The organism is Rhizobium sp. NLR22b, from assembly GCF_019685295.1.
Classification (GTDB): domain Bacteria; phylum Pseudomonadota; class Alphaproteobacteria; order Rhizobiales; family Rhizobiaceae; genus Rhizobium.
On sequence record NZ_JABDWM010000007.1, the window covers coordinates 40,122 to 56,590 of the forward strand.

The following is a 16,469-nucleotide window of genomic DNA, read 5'->3' on the forward strand; positions in this document are numbered from 1 at the left end:
AGATATGTTTGCGATTGTATCCTTGGGTCATGAATGAGTACAATCCCCGACCCTCCCCAGATGCCGCCATCTCCCGGACCGTCAGCCGGGTCGTGCCCGAACCCACCGCACTGAAGGCGCTGGCGCACCCCGTCCGCCTGCGCATGCTCGGCATGCTGAGGATCGACGGCCCCGCCACGGCGACGCAGCTCGCCGCGCGGCTCGGCCTGAACAGCGGCGCGACCAGCTATCATCTGCGCCAGCTTGCCCAATATGGCTTCATCGAGGAGGCGCCGCATGGCTCACGACGCGACCGTTGGTGGCGCGCGCGCCATGAGCTGACCTCGGTGCCCGCAAGCGAGACGCAGGGGGAGGCGCTCGATCTCGATGTCGCCTTCAATCAGGCGGCGCTCTCGCTGCAGGTTGGCCAGATGCAGCAGGCGCTTGAGGAATATGCGGAGCTGCCGGCCAAATGGCGCAAGGCGACGGCCGCCGACGACATCATCATCCCGATGACCGCTGAAAAGGCCGAAGCCCTGACGAAACGGCTGAGCGATATCATTCTCGAAGCGATGCGGGAGGCCCCGCCGTTGGGGGAGGCGGCGTCTCGCAATCCTGACATCGTTCCCTTCTATGTCATGTTGCACGCCTTCCCCTATCCAGGCCGTGTTCCGCACCGCGAGCGGGATAACGAGCCGTGAGAAGGGGCAAGCCGTTTCTCGCGCTCGCCGCCGCCGAGACGCTATCGCTGTCCGGCACCCGGCTTTCGACTGTCGCCGTTCCCTGGCTGGTGCTGAGCGCCACCGGCAGCCCGGTGCTGACCGGGTTGACGGCGATGATAGAGATGCTGCCTTACGTGCTCGCCAAAGCGCTCGGCGGGCCGCTGATCGACCGGGTCGGCGCCAAGCGCATCGCCATCATCTGCGACGCCGCTTCCATGGCTGTGGTGGGTCTCGTTCCGCTTCTCGATCTCTTCGGCGTGTTGACGGTGCCGATGCTGCTGCCTCTTGTCTTTGCCATGGGTGTGCTGCGTGGTCCCTCCGACGCCGCCAAGCAGGCGATGGTTCCCGATATCGCCGCTCTCGCCGATGTGCCGCTCGAACGGGTGACCGGCGTCTCCAGCGCCATCGAGCGGCTGGCCTCGACGATGGGCGCGGCCGGCGCCGGCTTGCTGATCGGGCTGATCGGCCCGGGGCAGGCGCTCATCGTCAACGCCGCCACCTTTGCCGCGGCCACCGTAATCATTGCGACTGGCATACCGGGCATCCGCCGCACTCCTGCGATCCTCGCCGCGTCCGACGCGCGGCCAGCTTCATCCTATCTCGACGATCTCCGGGGAGGCTGGCGCTTTCTGCGCAGCGATGCCGTGCTCGTCAGTATTGTCACCATGGTGGCGATCACCAATCTGCTCGATCAAGCCTATCACGCCGTGCTGCTGCCCGTCTGGACGAAGAACGCCGGTCATGGGCCGGAGCTGCTCGGAGCGATGTTCGCCGCCTTCTGCGGCGCTTCCGTCGCGGGGGCGGCGATTGCCGCTGTTATTGGCGAGCGCATGCCGCGTCTGATCGTCTATACCGTGGCTTTCCTCCTGACCGGATGTCCACGCTTTCTGGTGCTCGCGGTGGATGCGCCGCTCGGCTCCGTCTTTGCGACGCTCGCAATCGCAGGCTTTGCCTCCGGTTTCCTCAACCCTATCCTGTCGGCGGTGATCTTCGAGCGCATCCCCAAACCGCTGACCGGCCGCGTCACGGCGATGAATACCGCTCTCTGCTTTGCCCTCATCCCCTTCGGCGGCCTCGTCGGTGGCGCGCTGATCAGCACGATCGGGCTTGGCGCGGCGTTGCTCCTTTGCGGCCTCGCTTACCTCGCTGCGACCCTCTTTCCGCTGGCGCTCAAGAGCTTTCGCGGTTTTGACAAGGCCGTGGCATGAGCCCCGCGCAGGCCCTAGCCTTGCCCTCCGATTTCCTCGAACAACAGATCGATGAAGCAGCGCACTCGCGGCTCCAGCATGCCTTTGTCGGGATAGAGCGCCACGATCTTCGTGTCGTCGGTTTCGAGGTCAGACAGGACCTGCCGGAGACGACCGGCGGTCAACTCGGCGGCGACAACGAAGTGCGGAAGAAGGGCGATTCCGAGGCCGGCCATGCAGGCGTCACGAACGGCTTCTCCGCTGTCGAGCCTCAGGCGGCTGCGCCCCTGCGCCTTGATCCAGCCGCCACCACTGCGAAAGCGCCAGCCCTGCCTTTGGCCGCGGCTGGTGAAGAACAGGCAGTCATGGGCCGCCAGATCCCCTATATCGCGAGGCATGCCGCGTTCGGAGAGGTAGGAGGGCGAGGCACAGAGCCGCGCCTTGTCACTGGAGATCACGCGCGCGATCAACCGGCTGTCGGCCGCCGATGGCGTCGCGCCAATCCCGATCGCCAGATCGAAGCCATCTTCGACGTTGTCGGCCGGGCGATCGGTGAAGTTCACTTCGACCTGCATGTCGGGCCAGGTGCGAAGATATTTTTCGAGTAAGGGAAGGACGACGAGCCGTCCGAAGAGACCGGGAACGGCAAGCCTGAGAACGCCTCGCGGCGTGCCGCTTTGCCCCGCAATGCTCGCCTCCGCCTCGTCGACCGATGCCAGGATCTGCAGCCCGTGCTCGTAGAACAGTCGTCCTTCGTCGGTCAGGCTCAGTGTTCTCGTTGTCCGGTTGAGCAGGCGCGCCCCGAGCCGCTCTTCCAGGCGGGTGACGGCCTTTCCCGCTGCCGAACGGGAGAGGCCCATGGCCTGGCCGCCGGCGATAAAGCTTCCGGCATCGACGACGGCCATGAAGATCAGGATATCGTTCAGGTTCGTGCGCGGCATTAGGCAACTCGAGCGATTTGACTGCAGCCTTAAGTCGGTCGCGATGTGACAGATTCAAGGCTCGCATCATCAACGTCGACCGCGCCAGTTAGGTCCCGGGTGCATCGAAATGATGGCGGCCGACGACAGCTGCCGTTTCTCATCACCACCGCTTCTATTGAAGGCTCGCGCAAGCCTCGCTGTCAGCGCCAGCCGAGCGCCGGAGCGACGTGGGTGAGGATCGCTTCGATGACGTGGGCGTTGTAGGCGACGCCGAGCTGGTTTGGCACGGTGAGCAGCAGCGTGTCGGCCTCGGCAATCGCCTCGTCTTCCGCAAGCTGCTTGATGAGCACGTCAGGTTCGGCGGCGTAGCTGCGGCCGAAGATCGCCCGGGTCTTCTCGTCGATGAAGCCGATCTTGTCGCCTTCGTCGCCGCCAAAGCCGAAATAGGCGCGGTCACGTTCGTCGACGAGCGCGAAGATGCTGCGGCTGACCGAAACGCGCGGTTCGCGTGTATGGCCGGCCGCCTTCCAGGCTTCACGATAGGCGCGGATCTGGTCGGCCTGCTGGACGTGGAACGGCTCGCCGGTTTCGTCGTCCTTCAGTGTTGAGCTCTGCAGGTTCATGCCGAGCTTGGCGGCCCAGACGGCGGTGGCGTTGGAGCTCGCCCCCCACCAGATACGCTCGCGCAGGCCTTCCGAATGCGGCTCGAGACGCAGGAGGCCGGGTGGATTCGGAAACATCGGCCGCGGGTTCGGTTTGGCGAAGCCTTCGCCGCGCAGCACCTCAAGGAAGACTTCGGCATGATGCCTGGCCATGTCGGCCTCGCTCTGACCTTCCGGCGGCGCATAGCCGAAATGGCGCCAGCCGTCGATCACCTGTTCGGGCGAGCCCCGGCTGATGCCGAGTTGCAGCCGCCCCCCGGCGATGAGATCGGCAGCACCGGCATCCTCGGCCATATAGAGCGGGTTCTCGTAGCGCATGTCGATCACGGCCGTGCCGATTTCGATCCGGTTGGTCCTGGCGCCGACGGCCGCCAGCAGCGGAAAAGGCGCTGCGAGCTGCCTGGCGAAATGGTGCACGCGGAAATAGGCACCATCGGCGCCGAGCTCCTCGGCCGCCACGGCAAGGTCGATCGACTGCAGCAGCGCATCGCCCGCCGAGCGCGTCTGCGATTGAAGCGAGGGCGTCCAGTGCCCGAACGAGAGAAAACCGATCTTCTTCATGTCGCACCTTTATCCGTTGCGTCATAGTGGATCGGTCATGGCATAGTTTCGGTGCGTAAGACAATCACAACCAGAGAGAACGGCGCGCTTTCCCGGAGGCGTTTGCTCAAGCGGGACGCGAAGCAATGTCAGAGGCGCCGAACCGTCATCTGCACCCCAGCCCCAGCCTGCTGGCAAGCCCCAGCCAGGGAGCCAGGTGAAAGGCGCTCATCAGCAGGTACATCGGCACCATCCCGCCGATCGGGAAGGCATCCGATGTAGTCGTGCAGATCGTGTCGGCGCTGCCGGTTACTGCCGTCAGCAGCGCCATGATCGCAAATGTTGGGGCGGCGGCGAGAGACAGAAAATCGGCGGCGGCGAGAGCGGGCTTGACCGGCTCGTCGGCGGGTCCGTCAGCGGCGGCGATCGACAGCCAACTCGCGGTGCCGAGGGAGGGGCTGACGTCGTCAGCCCGTTTTGAGGCGTGAGAGAAGAGCGCCATTGTTGTCACTCCTTGCCGTAGCGGTCGTGGTGGCGCCACCAGATGCCGGTTTCGTTGCGGCCCTTCGGCGCGCGGTCCAGCCATTGGTACACGCCCCAGAGCCCGTCGAGTCCGCGCGCATAACTGGAATAGCTGTGGTAGACGCCGCCATCGATGAGTTCGAAAGCGCTGACGCCGGGGCGGTCGCGGGTGTAGGTGGGAACGTCGGTGCCGGTCATGGACGCGATCTGGACGATGGGTTCGTCGCTGCCGCGCGACTGCCAGTCCGGCACGGTCTTGCCCGCCGGCGGTTCGGGGGCGGGCGGTTCGCGACGGTAGTTGTATTCGATCTCGCCGAGACGCTGCTGCTCCGGGCTGAACCAGACGCTGAAATCGGCGTTGAAATCGCTGCCGGCTGACGAGGCCCAGGGAAAGCTCCAGTCCATGCGCCGCTTGAAGGCCTCAAGCTTTGCAAGCGGCGCGCGCGAGACCGCCCAGAAGGCGACGTCGTGATTTTCCAGGTGGACGAAGAAACCGTTGAAGCCGTCGGCGATCGAGGAGCAGGAGGGGCATCCGGCGCTGTAATCCGGCCCGAACATGAAATGATAGATCAGGAGCTGCGAACGCCCGCCGAAGAGATCCTTCAGCGAAGCACCGCCGCCTTCGGTGTCGAAGTGGTAGTCCTTGCCGATCCTCACACGGGGCAATTGCTGGCGTTTGGCCGCCAGCGCATCGCTTCGCCGGGTCAGTTCCTTTTCCTCCTCGAGCAGATCAAGTCTCGCCGCCAGCCATTGCTCGCGAGTTGCGTTCAGCATTGCCGTCATGGGTCTTCTCCTTTGCCTGTCTCTCGTCGTAGCATCCGGCGCGCTTGCCTGCCGTTGAAAGAAGATTACGGCGGGAGGGACAAATGCCGGGAGTGACAAGTGTGACGGGATTTGAATGGACTCGCTGATTACGGCCGCGGCGCAGGCGCTGGCATCGGGCGATACGCTTGGCGCGCTGAAACGGGTGGCGCTGCGCGACGATGCGCCTGCGCTGGCGCTGCGCGGCATCGCCATGGCGCAGCTCGGTGACCTCATCCGCGCCAAGGCGCTGCTGAAGAGCGCTGCGCGCGCATTCGGACCGCGGGAGGCGGTGGCCCGCGCCCGCTGTGTCGTCGCCGAGGCCGAGATCGCGCTCGTATCGCGCGATCTCACCTGGCCGCCGAAGGTGCTGGAGGGGGCGCGCAAGGTTCTGGAAGCGCATGGCGACCGGGTCAACGCCGCCCATGCCGGCAATATCGCCATTCGCCTGATGGTGCTGATCGGCCGGCTCGACGAGGCCGAGCAGGCGCTGGCCGCGCTCGACCCGACGCCGCTGCCGCCGGCCTTGCTGGCCGCCCATGAGCTTGTCGCGGCTGGGATCGCGGTCCGGCGCTTGCGGACGCAGCCGGCGCGCGCGGCGCTCGAACGGGCAAGGCTTGCGGCGCGGCGGGCCGACATGCCCGTGCTCACGGCGGAGGTCGAGACCGCTGGACATGTGCTCGATCTGCCGGCGGCGCGCCTGGTTTCGCGTGGGCATGAACGGCCGCTGCTGCTTGCCGAGGTGGAGGCGCTCTTTTCAAATGGCACGCTCGTCGTCGATGCCTGCCGCCATGTCGTGCGCGCGGGCAGTGCGGTGGTGCCGCTGGCGAGCCGGCCGGTGCTTTTCGCCCTCGCTCGTGCGCTTGCCGAAGCCTGGCCGGCGGATGTGTCGCGCGGGGCGCTGATCGCACGCGCCTTCCGCGGCAAGCATGCCGATGAATCGCATCGCGCCCGGCTGCGCGTCGAGATCGGCCGGCTGCGGACGGAATTAGCCGGGCTGGCGGAAGTCTCGGCTACCGAGCGCGGTTTTACCCTTTCCCCTGCCGGCGCCGCTGAGGTTGCAGTGCTTGCCCCGCTCGTCGAAGGGCCGCATGCGGCGGTGCTCGCCTTGCTCGCCGATGGCGAAGCGTGGTCGAGTTCGGCGTTGGCAATCGCGCTCGGCACCAGTCCGCGCACCGTGCAGCGGGCGCTGGATGCGCTCGCCGGCGAGGAGAAGGTGCAAGCGATCGGACGCGGGCGGGCGCGCCGCTGGATGAGCCCGCCGCTCTCCTCTTTCCCGACGATCTTGTTACTCCCGGGACCGCTGCCGAGCGACTAGTATGGGTCAACCGACAAGGAGGAAGACATGAAGACATCGGCTGCGACCATTCTGCGTGAATATGGACCCTTTCCGGGTGCGGAGCGCGTTCACGGCGTCACCTTCGACGGCCGGCATGTCTGGTTCGCCTCGGGCGACAGGCTGAACGCACTCGATCCCGACAGCGGCGAAGTGGTGCGGTCGATCGAAGTCGCCTCTCACGCCGGCACGGCTTTCGACGGCGAGTTCCTCTATCAGATTGCCGAGGACGTCATTCACAAGATCGACCCGAAGACCGGCCAGATTCTTTCCACCATCCCGGCCCCCGGCAATGGCGGCGATTCCGGCCTTGCCTGGGCCGAGGGCACGCTCTGGGTCGGCCAGCATCGCGGCCGCAGGATCCATCAGATCGATCCTGAGACCGGCAAGATCCTGCGCACGATCGAATCCAACCGCGTCGTGACAGGCGTCACCTGGGTCGACGGCCAGCTCTGGCACGGCACCTGGGAGGGCGACGACAGCGATGTCAGGCGCATCGACCCCGAGTCCGGCGAGGTGCTGGAGCGGCTCGACATGCCCGAAGGCACTGGCGTCTCCGGCCTCGAATCCGACGGCGGCGGCTGCTTCTTCTGTGGCGGAGGCAATAGCGGCAAGATCCGCGCTGTGCGCCGGCCGTGAGGGCTGCGCCGCCAGGGTGGGGCTGCTCATTGCAAGAAGCCGGCGTCAGCGCACCCGCCTCGCCCTTCGGCGCCCCTTGCGGGGCACCTCAGGCTTAGGCTCTCGTGGGTGCCGGCGGCTCCGGCCACGCAAATACCTGCGGGGAGCAATTCACCGTCCGTCAACTTTTGCGTGTCAATTTCGAGGGAAGGGGCGCCATCAAAAGGTTGCAAGTATTGAAGGTCAGGCTCACATCGCACATCACGCTCGTCCTGGTGGCGCTCACCTGTGCGGCGGCCGTATTGCTGTGCGGATTCGCATGGATTGCCGCCGTGAACGTCGATGATCTCTACTTGCGCCGCCAGGCCGACTTTGTGCGACAAGGATTGGATGAGCAGTTCAAGGCGCTTCCCCGGGAACAGGAAAGCGTCACGAAATGGGACGACGCCTTTCTTTATTCCAAGCAGCGGAACCATGAATGGTTGCTTGACAATGTCGGCCGCTGGACGAGCCAATATTTCGGACACGATAGAACCTACATCTTCGACAATACCAATCGCCTGCTGTTTGCGTTCCGCGACGGAACGGACACCATGCCGCCGCGCCTCGGCAGCGACGACAGCGAGGAAATGACGGCGCTGGCCGGCGAGACGCGGGCGGCTCTCGTCGAGCGCAAAAGAAGCGGTGGCGAACCGCTTGGCCAGCTGGCCAGGGTACGCACGATCATGATCGGCAACAGACCGGCGATAACAAGCGCGCGCCCTGTTATGCCGAGTTCGACAAGGATGCAGATCGAAGCGGGTCAGGAGTTCATCGCCGTCTCGGTCAAGTTCATCGACGGAAAAGCGGCTGAAAGCATTGCCCATTATGCGCGGCTCGAAGGATTGCATTTTTCCCTTTCGAAGGGAGACGACGAGCGGGCGCAAGTGCCTGTCTCGTCCTATGACGGCGGGGTGATCGGCTATCTCGTGTGGCAGCCGATCCGCCCGGGCTTCATGCTGCTCCAGCAGATCGCGCCGGCAGGGCTCGGCTGTCTGGCTCTGTTGATCGCCGCGGTGTTCTGGCTCGGACGAGGACTGCGTCGCACCTCGCTGACCCTGCTGGACAGCCAGGCCGAACTCACCCACCACCGCCACCATCTGGAAGAGATGGTGGCGGACCGAACAGCCAAAATCGAAAGACAAAGGCAGGAGCTGGACCGCCTGCTGGTGCACGAACGCCAGGTGAATGCGCTGCAGCGCCAGTTCGTTGCTATGGCCTCGCACGAATTTCGAACGCCGCTTGCCATCATCGATGCGGCCGCCCAGCGGCTCTGCCGCTCGACGACCAACGTCAGCGGCGAGTATGTTCACGAAAAAGCCGGAGTGATCCGCAGCGCGGTGGTGCGCATGGTCGATCTCATGGAGAGCATCCTTGCGAGCGGCCGGCTCGAAACCGGACAGATCATACTGAAGAGGAGCGAAGGTGATCTGAAAGCCTTGCTCGTCGCCTGCTGTGATCGGCAGCGCGAACTCAGCCCTTCGCATGTCTTCCATCTCGATCTCGAACTCATACCTGACGTATTGACCTTCGATCGAAGCGCGATGGAACAGGTCTTCATCAATCTGATGTCGAACGCCGTCAAATATTCGCCCGATCAGCCTGACATTTATGTTCACGCTCGGGTTGAAGAGAAAATGGTGGAAATCGCCGTTGCCGATAGCGGCATCGGCATGGATGCGGATGATCTGCCGAAACTGTTTCAACCTTATTATCGCGCCCGCAGCGCGACGGGTATTGCCGGAACCGGCATTGGCCTGAACGTCGTCAAGCAGGTCATCGAGCTGCACGGCGGCACCGTCGAGGTGACGAGTGAGCTTGGCAAAGGCACAACATTCACCATCTCTCTGCCAATAGAGTTTCTATTGTCGGATCAACAAGTCGCAGCTTAAGGAAGAGCTTATGGTTACAGTCCTGTGCATAGAAGACGAAGTCGAGATCCGGAATCTCCTCGTCGAAGAGTTGAGCGAAGCCGGCTACAGGACGCTCCAGGCCTCGAACGGCGCAGAGGGCCTGGAAATGATCCTGTCGAAATGGCCTGATATCGTCATCAGCGACATTTCCATGCCTGTTATGGATGGGCATCAGCTTCTGGCGGAAATCCAGATCAATCACCCGGAGCTCTCCAACATTCCCTTCATCATGCTGACGGCGCTGACAGACCGGGAAAACACGCTCGCCGGCCTGCGGGCCGGTGCTGCGGATTATCTGACGAAGCCGCTCGACTTCGACCTGCTGCTCGCCAAGCTGGAGGGCTGCGTGACGCGGCTGGAGAACGATAAGGCGCTCAATCGGTCGTTTTGATTGGGTGGGGTGAGACCAGCGCGTCCGAAATCGTTGGCTGATTCTACCGGCAGGCCAGAGGGGGTGTCTCACGCATGACCTTTCGGTCGCTCTGATGTCTTCGCGGTTTTTCCGAGGGATGTGCTGTAGCTTTATCGCGCGGCCTTTCCCAACACATCCCCCAATACCGCAAATACTCTCTCATCCAGCGTCTGCGACACATTGAAGCGCATGAAATTCGTCGCCGATTGCGACAGGCTGAACGCATTGCCCGGCGCCAGCACGATCCGCTTTTCCAACGCCGCTCGCGCCACATCAGCTGCGTCGATGTCATCGGGCAGGCGGCACCAGAGGAACATGCCGGCCTGGGGCTCCAGCCAGGGTTTTATCCCGAAGCCCTTCAGACGAGCGGTGACCTCGGTCATGGCGCGCGCCAGCCGCTGCCTGAGCATTTCCATGTGTTTGCGGTAACCGCCGTCGCTCAAGACCTTGAGCACCAGCTCGGCCGTCATCCGGGCGCCGCCGAAGGAGGTGGCGATCTTGAGGTCGGTGAGGCCCTCGATCCATTCGGGCCTGGCGACGATGAAGCCGCAGCGGGCAGAGGCCGAAAGCGTCTTCGAAAAGCTGCCGATATGGATGACGCGCTCGAGCCCGTCAAAGGCGGCGAGGCGAGGCGCGACCGAATATTCGAAATCTGCGAAGATATCGTCCTCGATGATGGTGAGATCGAACTGGTCGGCGAGTTTCAGGACCCGGTGGGCTGTGACGGGGGAGAGTGTCGCGCCGGTCGGATTGTGGATGGCCGAGTTGGTGATGTAGAGCCGCGGCCGATGTTCGGCGAGCGTCTGCGCGAAGAGTTCGACATCGGGGCCTGACGATGTGTAGGGCACACCGACGATCTTCGCCCGGTGGGCGCGCAGCAATGCGTGGAAGTTGAAGTAGCAGGGATCGTCGACCAGCACCGTGTCGCCGGGTTCGAGCAGGAAACGGCAGAGCAAGTCGATCGCCTGCGTGCTGGACTCGGCGAGCAGGATCTGAGCCGGCGAAGCCTCGATGCCGCGCTCGCCCATGCGCCGCGAAATCAGCTGGCGCAGCGGCCGCAGGCCGAGCGGCGAGCCGTAATCGGCAAGGGCCGGTCCCTCGGCGCGCGCAAGCGTTCGGAGCGCCCGGCGCATGCCCTCGCCAGGCAGCCAGGAGGACGGCAGCCAGCCACAGCCGGGTTTGAGATCGGCTTCATCGGACTCCAGCGATTGCCGCGAAATCCACAAGGGATCGACGGCGCGGTCGAGTTTCGGCCCGGCCTCGGCCAGTGCGAAGGGGGCCGCCTGGTTGGCGACATAGAAGCCGGAACCCGGCCGTGAGATGATCGCGCCCTCGGCGGCCAGGCGCTCATAGGCGTCGACGACGGTCGAAGTCGAGAGCTTCATGCTGGACGCCAGGCTCCGCACCGAAGGCAGCCTTGCCCCCGGCGTCAGGCTGCGCCCGGCGATGCGCTGCCGGATCGTCGCCATCACCATCTCGACGCGGGTGCGTCCCGCTATCTTTTCGTTCATCCGTACTGCCTTTTGAACCATAACAGTTTTGCGAAACCGTATCAGACCGTCACTGTCGTGGCTATCGGTTTTGGCGGATAAGGCTGGACGGCCCGTTCTTGTGAATTCGATTCAGCTAACGCGCCTCAGGTTATTGTTTATGCATGCCGTTCTCTCAAGGCCGCAGGGTTTCGACGACATGCATCTGGGAAGGGAACGCATGATGGAGCGCATGACGGCAGGATGGGTCAATGGTTTGATTGGTGTGGTGATCTTCAGCGGCTCGCTGCCGGCGACGCGCGTGGCGGTGGCGCAGTTCGATCCGGTCTTCCTGACTGTTGCGCGCGCGGCGATCGCCGGGGTGCTGGCGCTCTGCCTGCTGATCGTCTTTCGTGAGAAGCGGCCGGCCGGGCGCGATATCATCTCGCTTGCCGTGGTCGCGCTTGGCGTCGTGGCGGGCTTTCCACTGCTGACGGCGCTGGCGCTGCAGCATGTGACGTCAGCCCATTCGATCGTCTTCGTCGGTCTGCTGCCGCTGGCAACGGCGACCTTCGGCGTCATCCGCGGCGGCGAACGGCCGAAGCCGGCCTTCTGGCTGTTCTCCATCCTCGGCAGCGCGCTGGTGGCGGGCTTTGCCCTGACGCAAGGTCTGACGGCCTCGCCGGTCGGCGACCTGCTGATGCTCGCGGCAATCGTCGCCTGCGGCCTCGGTTATGCCGAGGGCGGCCGGCTGTCGCGCACGCTCGGCGGCTGGCAGGTGATTTCCTGGGCGCTGGTCCTTTCGCTGCCAATCATGATTGCAGTCGCGTTCGTCTACCGGCCGGAAAGTTTCGCCGACATTGGAACGCCGGCGCTCATCGGCCTTGCCTATGTCTCGCTGTTCTCGATGCTGATCGGTTTCATCTTCTGGTATCGCGGCCTCTCGCAAGGCGGCATCGCCGCCGTCGGCCAACTGCAACTGCTCCAGCCCTTCTTCGGCCTGGCGCTCGCCGCCACGCTGCTGCACGAACCGGTCACCTGGGCGATGCTCGCGGTGACGGTGGCTGTCATTTTCTGCGTAATGGGGGCGCGCAGGTTCGCGCGGTAATAGTTGAGCTGGGGCCACAAAGCTGCCGCTCAATCGTCAGAAAATGGCCCCTTTACCGCCGCACCGAGCCCTTTTCCGGGCTTCATCGTCGTGACCTCGCCAGCCTTTCCAGCGGCTGAGCGATCGACCGAGGCGGTCTTTGCTGCCGTCCAAATCACCGGAAAAGGAATGAAAATGATCACTCGTTACACATCCCTCGCAACGATGACAGCCGCGGTGTTCAGTCTGCTTGCTCTCAGCCCGGCATCCGCGACCGAGCTTGCCCAGGCGCAACAGCAGCCGCCGGCACAGGGGCAGGCGCCGATGCAAGGACAGGGTGGTACCGGTGCGGCTGCCCCTGTCAGTGATCAGAAACTCGAGGCCTTTGCCGTTGCCTACGTGCAGGTCGACAAGGTCAGGCAGGAATATTCGGCCAAGATCGACGCGACCAAGGACCAAGCTGCGAAGCAAAAGCTGCAGGAAGAAGCCAAGAAGCAGATGGTCGACACCGTCCAGGCCTCCAACGACATCTCCGTCGAGGAATATTCGTCGATCCTGACGGCAGCGCAGAGCGACCCGGCGCTCGCTAAGAAGGTTCTGGACAAGATCGGCACCCCGCCGCCGGCGCAGCCGCAGCAATAGGCTTAAACTGGAGCCAAGGCGCGGGTCCACGCGGCGAGTGCTTCCCGCGCCCGCCCCAATCCTGACGCGGCCTCAGTTGGCGGGCACGACCAGCGCTTCGCCCTTACGGACGATGTAGGTCGCCAGCTCCGAAGCCTTGCCGCTGCCGACGTTTCTGGCCGAATGCACGACGCCGGAGGGAATGAACAGCGATTGGCCGGCCTTCAGCGTTACCGGCTCCTGCCCGTCGAGCCGATATTCCAGCGTGCCCTCGATAACGAAGGCGATTTCTTCGCCCGGATGCGCATGCTTCGGCGCGAGAACGCCGGGGGCGAAATCGACGCGCACCTGAACGGCCTCGTGGCCGGGTACATCGATATCGCTTCTGACGAGGTCGGTGCGCTGCAGCGGCTGTTCCGCATGCGCTATCGCCGCGCCGCCAAGGAGAAGGGCGAGCGGTATCGCCTGGATCATTTTCATCGTGTCATCCTTCCTGAATTGACCATTGCAGCGAATCGGCCGCATCGCCATTTCAGTCGATGATTGAACCGGGCATGTGTCGGGAAACCGGCATTTTTGTAAGCGAATGTATCCGCAGCCCGGCTGAGGCTTCCCGTAAGAACGGGACCCTTTTTTACGCGAACCGCATCGCGGATTTCGCACGCGCCTTCGCCGCTACTTCCTCGCGATCGCGAGGCGGCTGAGACGTCTCCAACGAATCGAGCAATTCACGGGCGCATGCTGCGATCGAACTGACCGCGCGTTCGAACGCGGCCTCATTGCGCTTCGACGGCTTGGTCGCTCCGCTGAGCTTGCGCACGAACTGGAGCGCGGCATCATGAATCTCTTCGTCCGTTGCAGGCGGATCGAAGTTGAACAGTGGTTTTATGTTTCGGCACATGGCTTGCTCGCGTGATGTTCTCTTTGCCACTGGGGAAAGTGGCCTCGCACGAAAGGTAGTCGCGTGAGCGCGAATTGCAACGAGGCGTGGGAGATGGCGCGCCGATCTGAACGAGTTCAGGGATCCACGACCGGACGCCGCTTGAGTGCCGCCACTTGTGATGGAGTGGGAGGAGGCTCCGGGCCTCCGCATCGAAACTCTCCGTCGATGACGAGATGTTCGGAGTGAGGACAATTCGACCAAACTGCCGGATAGGGAAAGGGCACAGCCGCCAGTCGCCATCGACTCGCGACGACGGAGTGATAGGCAGGGAGAGTGCGCCCAGCGGGCTTTCTGGGAAGATAGAGGGGACACGATATCTCTAGTTGCCCCAGCCGATTTGGAACCGATCAAATCGAACCTCGCTCAACGGTTGGTTGGAGGGGCTCAGCCTCACCGAACGAAGAACGAGATGAAGCTCGGGGGAATAGTATTGTTCGAAAATGATCGGAGGCAATTCCGTCAGTTTCAGACGGCTGTTAATGGCCCAAACTTTGTAGGAACAAGATGCAATTGTTTCCTCTCCCAAGCCGTCGAACCGTATAAAAGTCGTGCCCGAATCAGTTTTTTTGCCATTGATGAAAAGCGTGGTGCCGGATTGCCAGGCCTTCTTCTGTGGTAGATCGTCCAACGCAATCGCGTTCGCGTATTTCAGCTCATGCGTGCCGCTGGCACTCACTCTCTTTTCGACGAGCAAGGGGTGCACATATACGGCCGACACCGGCTGCAGTGAGCCGTCGCGCTCCATCAGCCGCTGTTCGGTGAGACCCGGGCCGTCGGGCTTGTAGAATACGGAATAGAAAGGCGCTTCTCTGGTCAGCAGCACGCCCTGTTTGGTCTCACTGGCGGTTAAGCAATCGCCAAAGGCTGGCACCGCCAATGTTATTCCAACCAGTAACGACAAACTTCTTAGCAAGATCGACATCCCAGATTCCGCTCATCCAAGTCCGCTACCACCGTGCTTGGGTGAAATTGGGGAGATCGACGTCGCTGGCCCGGAGTTCGTCCACATCCTGACCGAACTTGGTCTGATCGACGAGTATCGGATCTACTTGCACCCGGCCGTGGTGGGGCAGGGCGAGCCCTAACGTTGCGCGCCGCCGACCGGCGGTACGGTAAATTTCACAGGCTTTCCGCCCAGCACTTCGTGCACTGGAGTGGCAAGTTCGATGAGCACCTTGTGTTCGCCCGGCGGCAGGCCGGTCAGGACGATGGCGCCGGTGCCGCCCGCATCGGCCCACCGCCATGGCAGGTCGTCGATGCTGACATGAAGGTGTCCGGCCCGAGGCGAGACATCGGTCGCGCTGGCGCCGAAAATGGGCAGGATGCGGAAGTTCTCGGTTCTATAGGGAATGATGGCCACGCCTCTGGTGGCCAGCGGTTCTGCAAGGGGCTGATCCACGAAGAGCTTGGGCGCGGCTTCGTTCTTGATCGGAAGGAACTGCGTCGCCGCCTGATGCGGCGCCTGTGCGTGGAGGGATGTGCCGGCGAGCAGGAAGGCTGCTGTTGCGAGGGCTCTTGCGACCGTGGTCATGACATAATCCTTTGTAGACGCGCCTGTCGTGACCGACATCGTCGGGACACCGGCGCGACGCTGAGTTGAGGCCGATCAGGCGGCGTTGAGTTCGACGGCGATGTTGCCGCGTGTGGCCTTGGAGTAGGGGCAGAGCTGGTGAGCGCGCTCGACCAGGGACTTGGCGATGTCAGTCTCGATGCCCGGCAACTTCGCGTTCAGTCGCGCCTGCAGGACATAGCCGCCGTCATCGTTCGAGACGAGGTCGATCTCGGCATTGACGGCAGCATCGGCGGGGATGCGAAGCTGGCGTTCGGCAGCCGCTCTTCCGATCGCACCGAGGAAACAGGCGGACCAGGCGGCGGCGAAGAGCTGTTCGGGATTGGTGCCTGGAGCCGAGGAACCGGGCGGGGAGAGTTTCACATCGAGGCGACCGTCGGAAGTGCGGGATGCGCCGTCGCGTCCGCCGGTGGTGTTGGCGGTGCCGGTGTAGATGACTTTCGACATTTGGATGCTCCTTGTTCGATTTCAGCCGGTGGGACAGCACACTGCTGGTGTCTCAGGCGCCGCCACGGCCCAGCAGGGTCCCGGGCGGCGATGACGGGAATATGAGCTCGGCAAGACTTGCCCGGTAGCGAGCAGGCGTGAGAGCAAGCCTCTCGTTTTCGCTCAGTCCTGCACCAGGTTGCGAAGCCGCAGCGCTGTGGAGGATGTCGAAAGCAGCGCGTTGCGGGGGCATATCGCTTCCAACCGCCGAGGGTTCGCCGTCGTTCGGAACTTGCCGAACTCAAGAGGCTGCCTCTCAGGTTTCCCCGCTACCGCCGGTGCCGGCATTGCGCGATCTTCGAAGTGCTAACCGGGATTGAGACCTGCCGAGGCGGTCTTGATCTCTCATGCAGCCAGGAGACGGACATGAACACGCTTTTCAAACGCAAGGTCGCCTTCGCCCTGTCGATGGGCATCGTAACGACAGGGATCATCTCTTTCACACTGCTCGCGCTCAATCTGGGTTTTTCCGAGGAATTCGTGCTGACGTGGCTGCGCTCGTGGAGCATCGCCTATCTCATCGTCATTCCCGCCATCCTGCTGATTGGCCCACACCTTCAGGCGCAGGTGGACCGCATCGTTCGCTGACGAATTGAGTCTCAGCGACCGCCATGACAATGACCATGCTTGGCGATTATC

Annotated in this window: 20 protein-coding genes and 1 pseudogene; 10 read left to right on the plus strand and 11 right to left on the minus strand. The window is 63.5% G+C overall.

Going from position 1 to position 16,469, the window contains the following annotated elements; translation table 11 throughout:
• The first annotated feature begins 29 nt into the window (after positions 1–29).
• Both HJC00_RS12985 and HJC00_RS12990 read left to right on the plus strand, forming a co-directional pair.
• Entirely contained in the window at positions 30–680 is a 651-nt protein-coding gene (locus tag HJC00_RS12985; protein WP_210630836.1) for a helix-turn-helix transcriptional regulator, read from the plus strand.
• Positions 677–1,909: an MFS transporter gene (locus HJC00_RS12990; RefSeq protein WP_221164144.1), complete on the plus strand. Its 1,233-nt coding sequence runs from the start codon at positions 677–679 to the stop codon at positions 1,907–1,909. Before HJC00_RS12985 ends, HJC00_RS12990 begins: the two co-directional genes overlap by 4 nt.
• 14 nt (positions 1,910–1,923) lie before the next feature.
• Here the strand turns inward: HJC00_RS12990 and HJC00_RS12995 are convergent, their stop codons facing one another.
• The 4 genes from HJC00_RS12995 to HJC00_RS13010 form a co-directional block, all read right to left on the minus strand.
• Positions 1,924–2,829 carry a LysR family transcriptional regulator gene (locus tag HJC00_RS12995; protein ID WP_221164145.1) on the minus strand — a complete coding sequence of 302 codons (906 nt, stop codon included), beginning with the start codon at positions 2,827–2,829 and terminating at the stop codon, positions 1,924–1,926.
• Positions 2,830–3,011: 182 nt separating this feature from the next.
• Complete coding sequence (locus HJC00_RS13000; protein WP_210630839.1) at positions 3,012–4,034, minus strand: LLM class flavin-dependent oxidoreductase; 1,023 nt, start codon at positions 4,032–4,034, stop codon at positions 3,012–3,014.
• Between the two features lie 145 nt (positions 4,035–4,179).
• The gene (locus HJC00_RS13005) at positions 4,180–4,515 is read right to left on the minus strand and encodes a hypothetical protein (protein WP_221164146.1); all 336 of its coding nucleotides are present in this window, start codon (positions 4,513–4,515) and stop codon (positions 4,180–4,182) included.
• 5 nt (positions 4,516–4,520) lie between these two features.
• Positions 4,521–5,318: a DUF899 family protein gene (locus HJC00_RS13010; RefSeq protein ID WP_210630841.1), complete on the minus strand. Its 798-nt coding sequence runs from the start codon at positions 5,316–5,318 to the stop codon at positions 4,521–4,523.
• Between the two features lie 115 nt (positions 5,319–5,433).
• Between HJC00_RS13010 and HJC00_RS13015 the strand changes: the two genes are divergently transcribed.
• The 4 genes from HJC00_RS13015 to HJC00_RS13030 all read left to right on the plus strand — a co-directional run bounded on the left by HJC00_RS13015 (position 5,434) and on the right by HJC00_RS13030 (position 9,633).
• Entirely contained in the window at positions 5,434–6,654 is a 1,221-nt protein-coding gene (locus tag HJC00_RS13015) for a helix-turn-helix domain-containing protein (protein WP_221145413.1), read from the plus strand.
• A gap of 27 nt (positions 6,655–6,681) precedes the next feature.
• Positions 6,682–7,311 carry a PQQ-binding-like beta-propeller repeat protein gene (locus HJC00_RS13020; RefSeq protein ID WP_210630843.1) on the plus strand — a complete coding sequence of 210 codons (630 nt, stop codon included), beginning with the start codon at positions 6,682–6,684 and terminating at the stop codon, positions 7,309–7,311.
• Between the two features lie 167 nt (positions 7,312–7,478).
• Complete coding sequence (locus tag HJC00_RS13025) at positions 7,479–9,221, plus strand: ATP-binding protein (RefSeq protein ID WP_221164233.1); 1,743 nt, start codon at positions 7,479–7,481, stop codon at positions 9,219–9,221.
• Between the two features lie 10 nt (positions 9,222–9,231).
• Positions 9,232–9,633, plus strand: coding sequence for a PleD family two-component system response regulator (locus HJC00_RS13030; protein WP_210630844.1), 402 nt, complete (start codon positions 9,232–9,234; stop codon positions 9,631–9,633).
• Between the two features lie 131 nt (positions 9,634–9,764).
• On the opposite strand, the gene HJC00_RS13035 is transcribed toward HJC00_RS13030, so the two are convergent.
• Positions 9,765–11,186 (minus strand): PLP-dependent aminotransferase family protein, encoded by a 1,422-nt coding sequence (locus HJC00_RS13035; protein ID WP_210630845.1) that lies wholly within the window; start codon positions 11,184–11,186, stop codon positions 9,765–9,767.
• Between the two features lie 181 nt (positions 11,187–11,367).
• On the opposite strand from HJC00_RS13035, the gene HJC00_RS13040 reads away from it, so the two are divergent.
• Positions 11,368–12,231 (plus strand): DMT family transporter, encoded by an 864-nt coding sequence (locus HJC00_RS13040; RefSeq protein WP_221153556.1) that lies wholly within the window; start codon positions 11,368–11,370, stop codon positions 12,229–12,231.
• Between the two features lie 29 nt (positions 12,232–12,260).
• Here HJC00_RS13040 and HJC00_RS13045 read toward each other — a convergent pair whose 3' ends face one another.
• Positions 12,261–12,413, minus strand: a complete 153-nt coding sequence (locus tag HJC00_RS13045; RefSeq protein WP_221102478.1) for a hypothetical protein — start codon at positions 12,411–12,413, stop codon at positions 12,261–12,263.
• Between HJC00_RS13045 and HJC00_RS13050 the strand changes: the two genes are divergently transcribed.
• On the plus strand, positions 12,406–12,852 hold the full coding sequence (locus HJC00_RS13050) for a DUF4168 domain-containing protein (RefSeq protein ID WP_210631599.1): 447 nt from the start codon (positions 12,406–12,408) through the stop codon (positions 12,850–12,852). The two genes, HJC00_RS13045 and HJC00_RS13050, sit on opposite strands and share 8 nt — an antisense overlap.
• A gap of 72 nt (positions 12,853–12,924) precedes the next feature.
• On the opposite strand, the gene HJC00_RS13055 is transcribed toward HJC00_RS13050, so the two are convergent.
• From HJC00_RS13055 to HJC00_RS13065, 3 genes are all read right to left on the minus strand, one after another.
• Positions 12,925–13,311, minus strand: a complete 387-nt coding sequence (locus tag HJC00_RS13055) for a cupin domain-containing protein (protein ID WP_210630846.1) — start codon at positions 13,309–13,311, stop codon at positions 12,925–12,927.
• A 154-nt stretch (positions 13,312–13,465) separates the two neighbouring features.
• On the minus strand, positions 13,466–13,732 hold the full coding sequence (locus HJC00_RS13060; protein ID WP_210631600.1) for a DUF2277 domain-containing protein: 267 nt from the start codon (positions 13,730–13,732) through the stop codon (positions 13,466–13,468).
• A 361-nt stretch (positions 13,733–14,093) separates the two neighbouring features.
• Complete coding sequence (locus tag HJC00_RS13065; RefSeq protein WP_210630847.1) at positions 14,094–14,696, minus strand: hypothetical protein; 603 nt, start codon at positions 14,694–14,696, stop codon at positions 14,094–14,096.
• 49 nt (positions 14,697–14,745) lie between these two features.
• Here HJC00_RS13065 and HJC00_RS32495 point away from each other — a divergent pair.
• A pseudogene (locus HJC00_RS32495) lies at positions 14,746–14,856 on the plus strand (dihydrofolate reductase); the annotation flags it as partial.
• Here the strand turns inward: HJC00_RS32495 and HJC00_RS13070 are convergent.
• Positions 14,856–15,305 (minus strand): DUF6130 family protein, encoded by a 450-nt coding sequence (locus tag HJC00_RS13070; protein ID WP_221164147.1) that lies wholly within the window; start codon positions 15,303–15,305, stop codon positions 14,856–14,858. The pseudogene HJC00_RS32495 and the gene HJC00_RS13070 sit on opposite strands and share 1 nt — an antisense overlap.
• Positions 15,306–15,380: 75 nt before the next feature.
• Positions 15,381–15,791, minus strand: a complete 411-nt coding sequence (locus HJC00_RS13075; protein ID WP_221164148.1) for an organic hydroperoxide resistance protein — start codon at positions 15,789–15,791, stop codon at positions 15,381–15,383.
• A gap of 405 nt (positions 15,792–16,196) precedes the next feature.
• Between HJC00_RS13075 and HJC00_RS13080 the strand changes: the two genes are divergently transcribed.
• On the plus strand, positions 16,197–16,418 hold the full coding sequence (locus HJC00_RS13080) for a DUF2798 domain-containing protein (protein ID WP_210630850.1): 222 nt from the start codon (positions 16,197–16,199) through the stop codon (positions 16,416–16,418).
• The last annotated feature ends 51 nt before the right edge of the window (positions 16,419–16,469 follow it).

Excerpts from the sequence above, each read along its gene's own strand:
- HJC00_RS12985 (WP_210630836.1), top strand. The coding sequence starts at position 30 with ATGAATGAGTACAATCCCCGACCCTCCCCAGATGCCGCCATCTCCCGG.
- HJC00_RS12995 (WP_221164145.1), bottom strand. The coding sequence starts at position 2,829 with ATGCCGCGCACGAACCTGAACGATATCCTGATCTTCATGGCCGTCGTC.
- HJC00_RS13000 (WP_210630839.1), bottom strand. The coding sequence starts at position 4,034 with ATGAAGAAGATCGGTTTTCTCTCGTTCGGGCACTGGACGCCCTCGCTT.
- HJC00_RS13005 (WP_221164146.1), bottom strand. The coding sequence starts at position 4,515 with ATGGCGCTCTTCTCTCACGCCTCAAAACGGGCTGACGACGTCAGCCCC.
- HJC00_RS13010 (WP_210630841.1), bottom strand. The coding sequence starts at position 5,318 with ATGACGGCAATGCTGAACGCAACTCGCGAGCAATGGCTGGCGGCGAGA.
- HJC00_RS13015 (WP_221145413.1), top strand. The coding sequence starts at position 5,434 with ATGGACTCGCTGATTACGGCCGCGGCGCAGGCGCTGGCATCGGGCGAT.
- HJC00_RS13020 (WP_210630843.1), top strand. The coding sequence starts at position 6,682 with ATGAAGACATCGGCTGCGACCATTCTGCGTGAATATGGACCCTTTCCG.
- HJC00_RS13030 (WP_210630844.1), top strand. The coding sequence starts at position 9,232 with ATGGTTACAGTCCTGTGCATAGAAGACGAAGTCGAGATCCGGAATCTC.
- HJC00_RS13035 (WP_210630845.1), bottom strand. The coding sequence starts at position 11,186 with ATGGTTCAAAAGGCAGTACGGATGAACGAAAAGATAGCGGGACGCACC.
- HJC00_RS13040 (WP_221153556.1), top strand. The coding sequence starts at position 11,368 with ATGGAGCGCATGACGGCAGGATGGGTCAATGGTTTGATTGGTGTGGTG.
- HJC00_RS13050 (WP_210631599.1), top strand. The coding sequence starts at position 12,406 with ATGATCACTCGTTACACATCCCTCGCAACGATGACAGCCGCGGTGTTC.
- HJC00_RS13055 (WP_210630846.1), bottom strand. The coding sequence starts at position 13,311 with ATGAAAATGATCCAGGCGATACCGCTCGCCCTTCTCCTTGGCGGCGCG.
- HJC00_RS13060 (WP_210631600.1), bottom strand. The coding sequence starts at position 13,732 with ATGTGCCGAAACATAAAACCACTGTTCAACTTCGATCCGCCTGCAACG.
- HJC00_RS13065 (WP_210630847.1), bottom strand. The coding sequence starts at position 14,696 with ATGTCGATCTTGCTAAGAAGTTTGTCGTTACTGGTTGGAATAACATTG.
- HJC00_RS13070 (WP_221164147.1), bottom strand. The coding sequence starts at position 15,305 with ATGACCACGGTCGCAAGAGCCCTCGCAACAGCAGCCTTCCTGCTCGCC.
- HJC00_RS13075 (WP_221164148.1), bottom strand. The coding sequence starts at position 15,791 with ATGTCGAAAGTCATCTACACCGGCACCGCCAACACCACCGGCGGACGC.
- HJC00_RS13080 (WP_210630850.1), top strand. The coding sequence starts at position 16,197 with ATGAACACGCTTTTCAAACGCAAGGTCGCCTTCGCCCTGTCGATGGGC.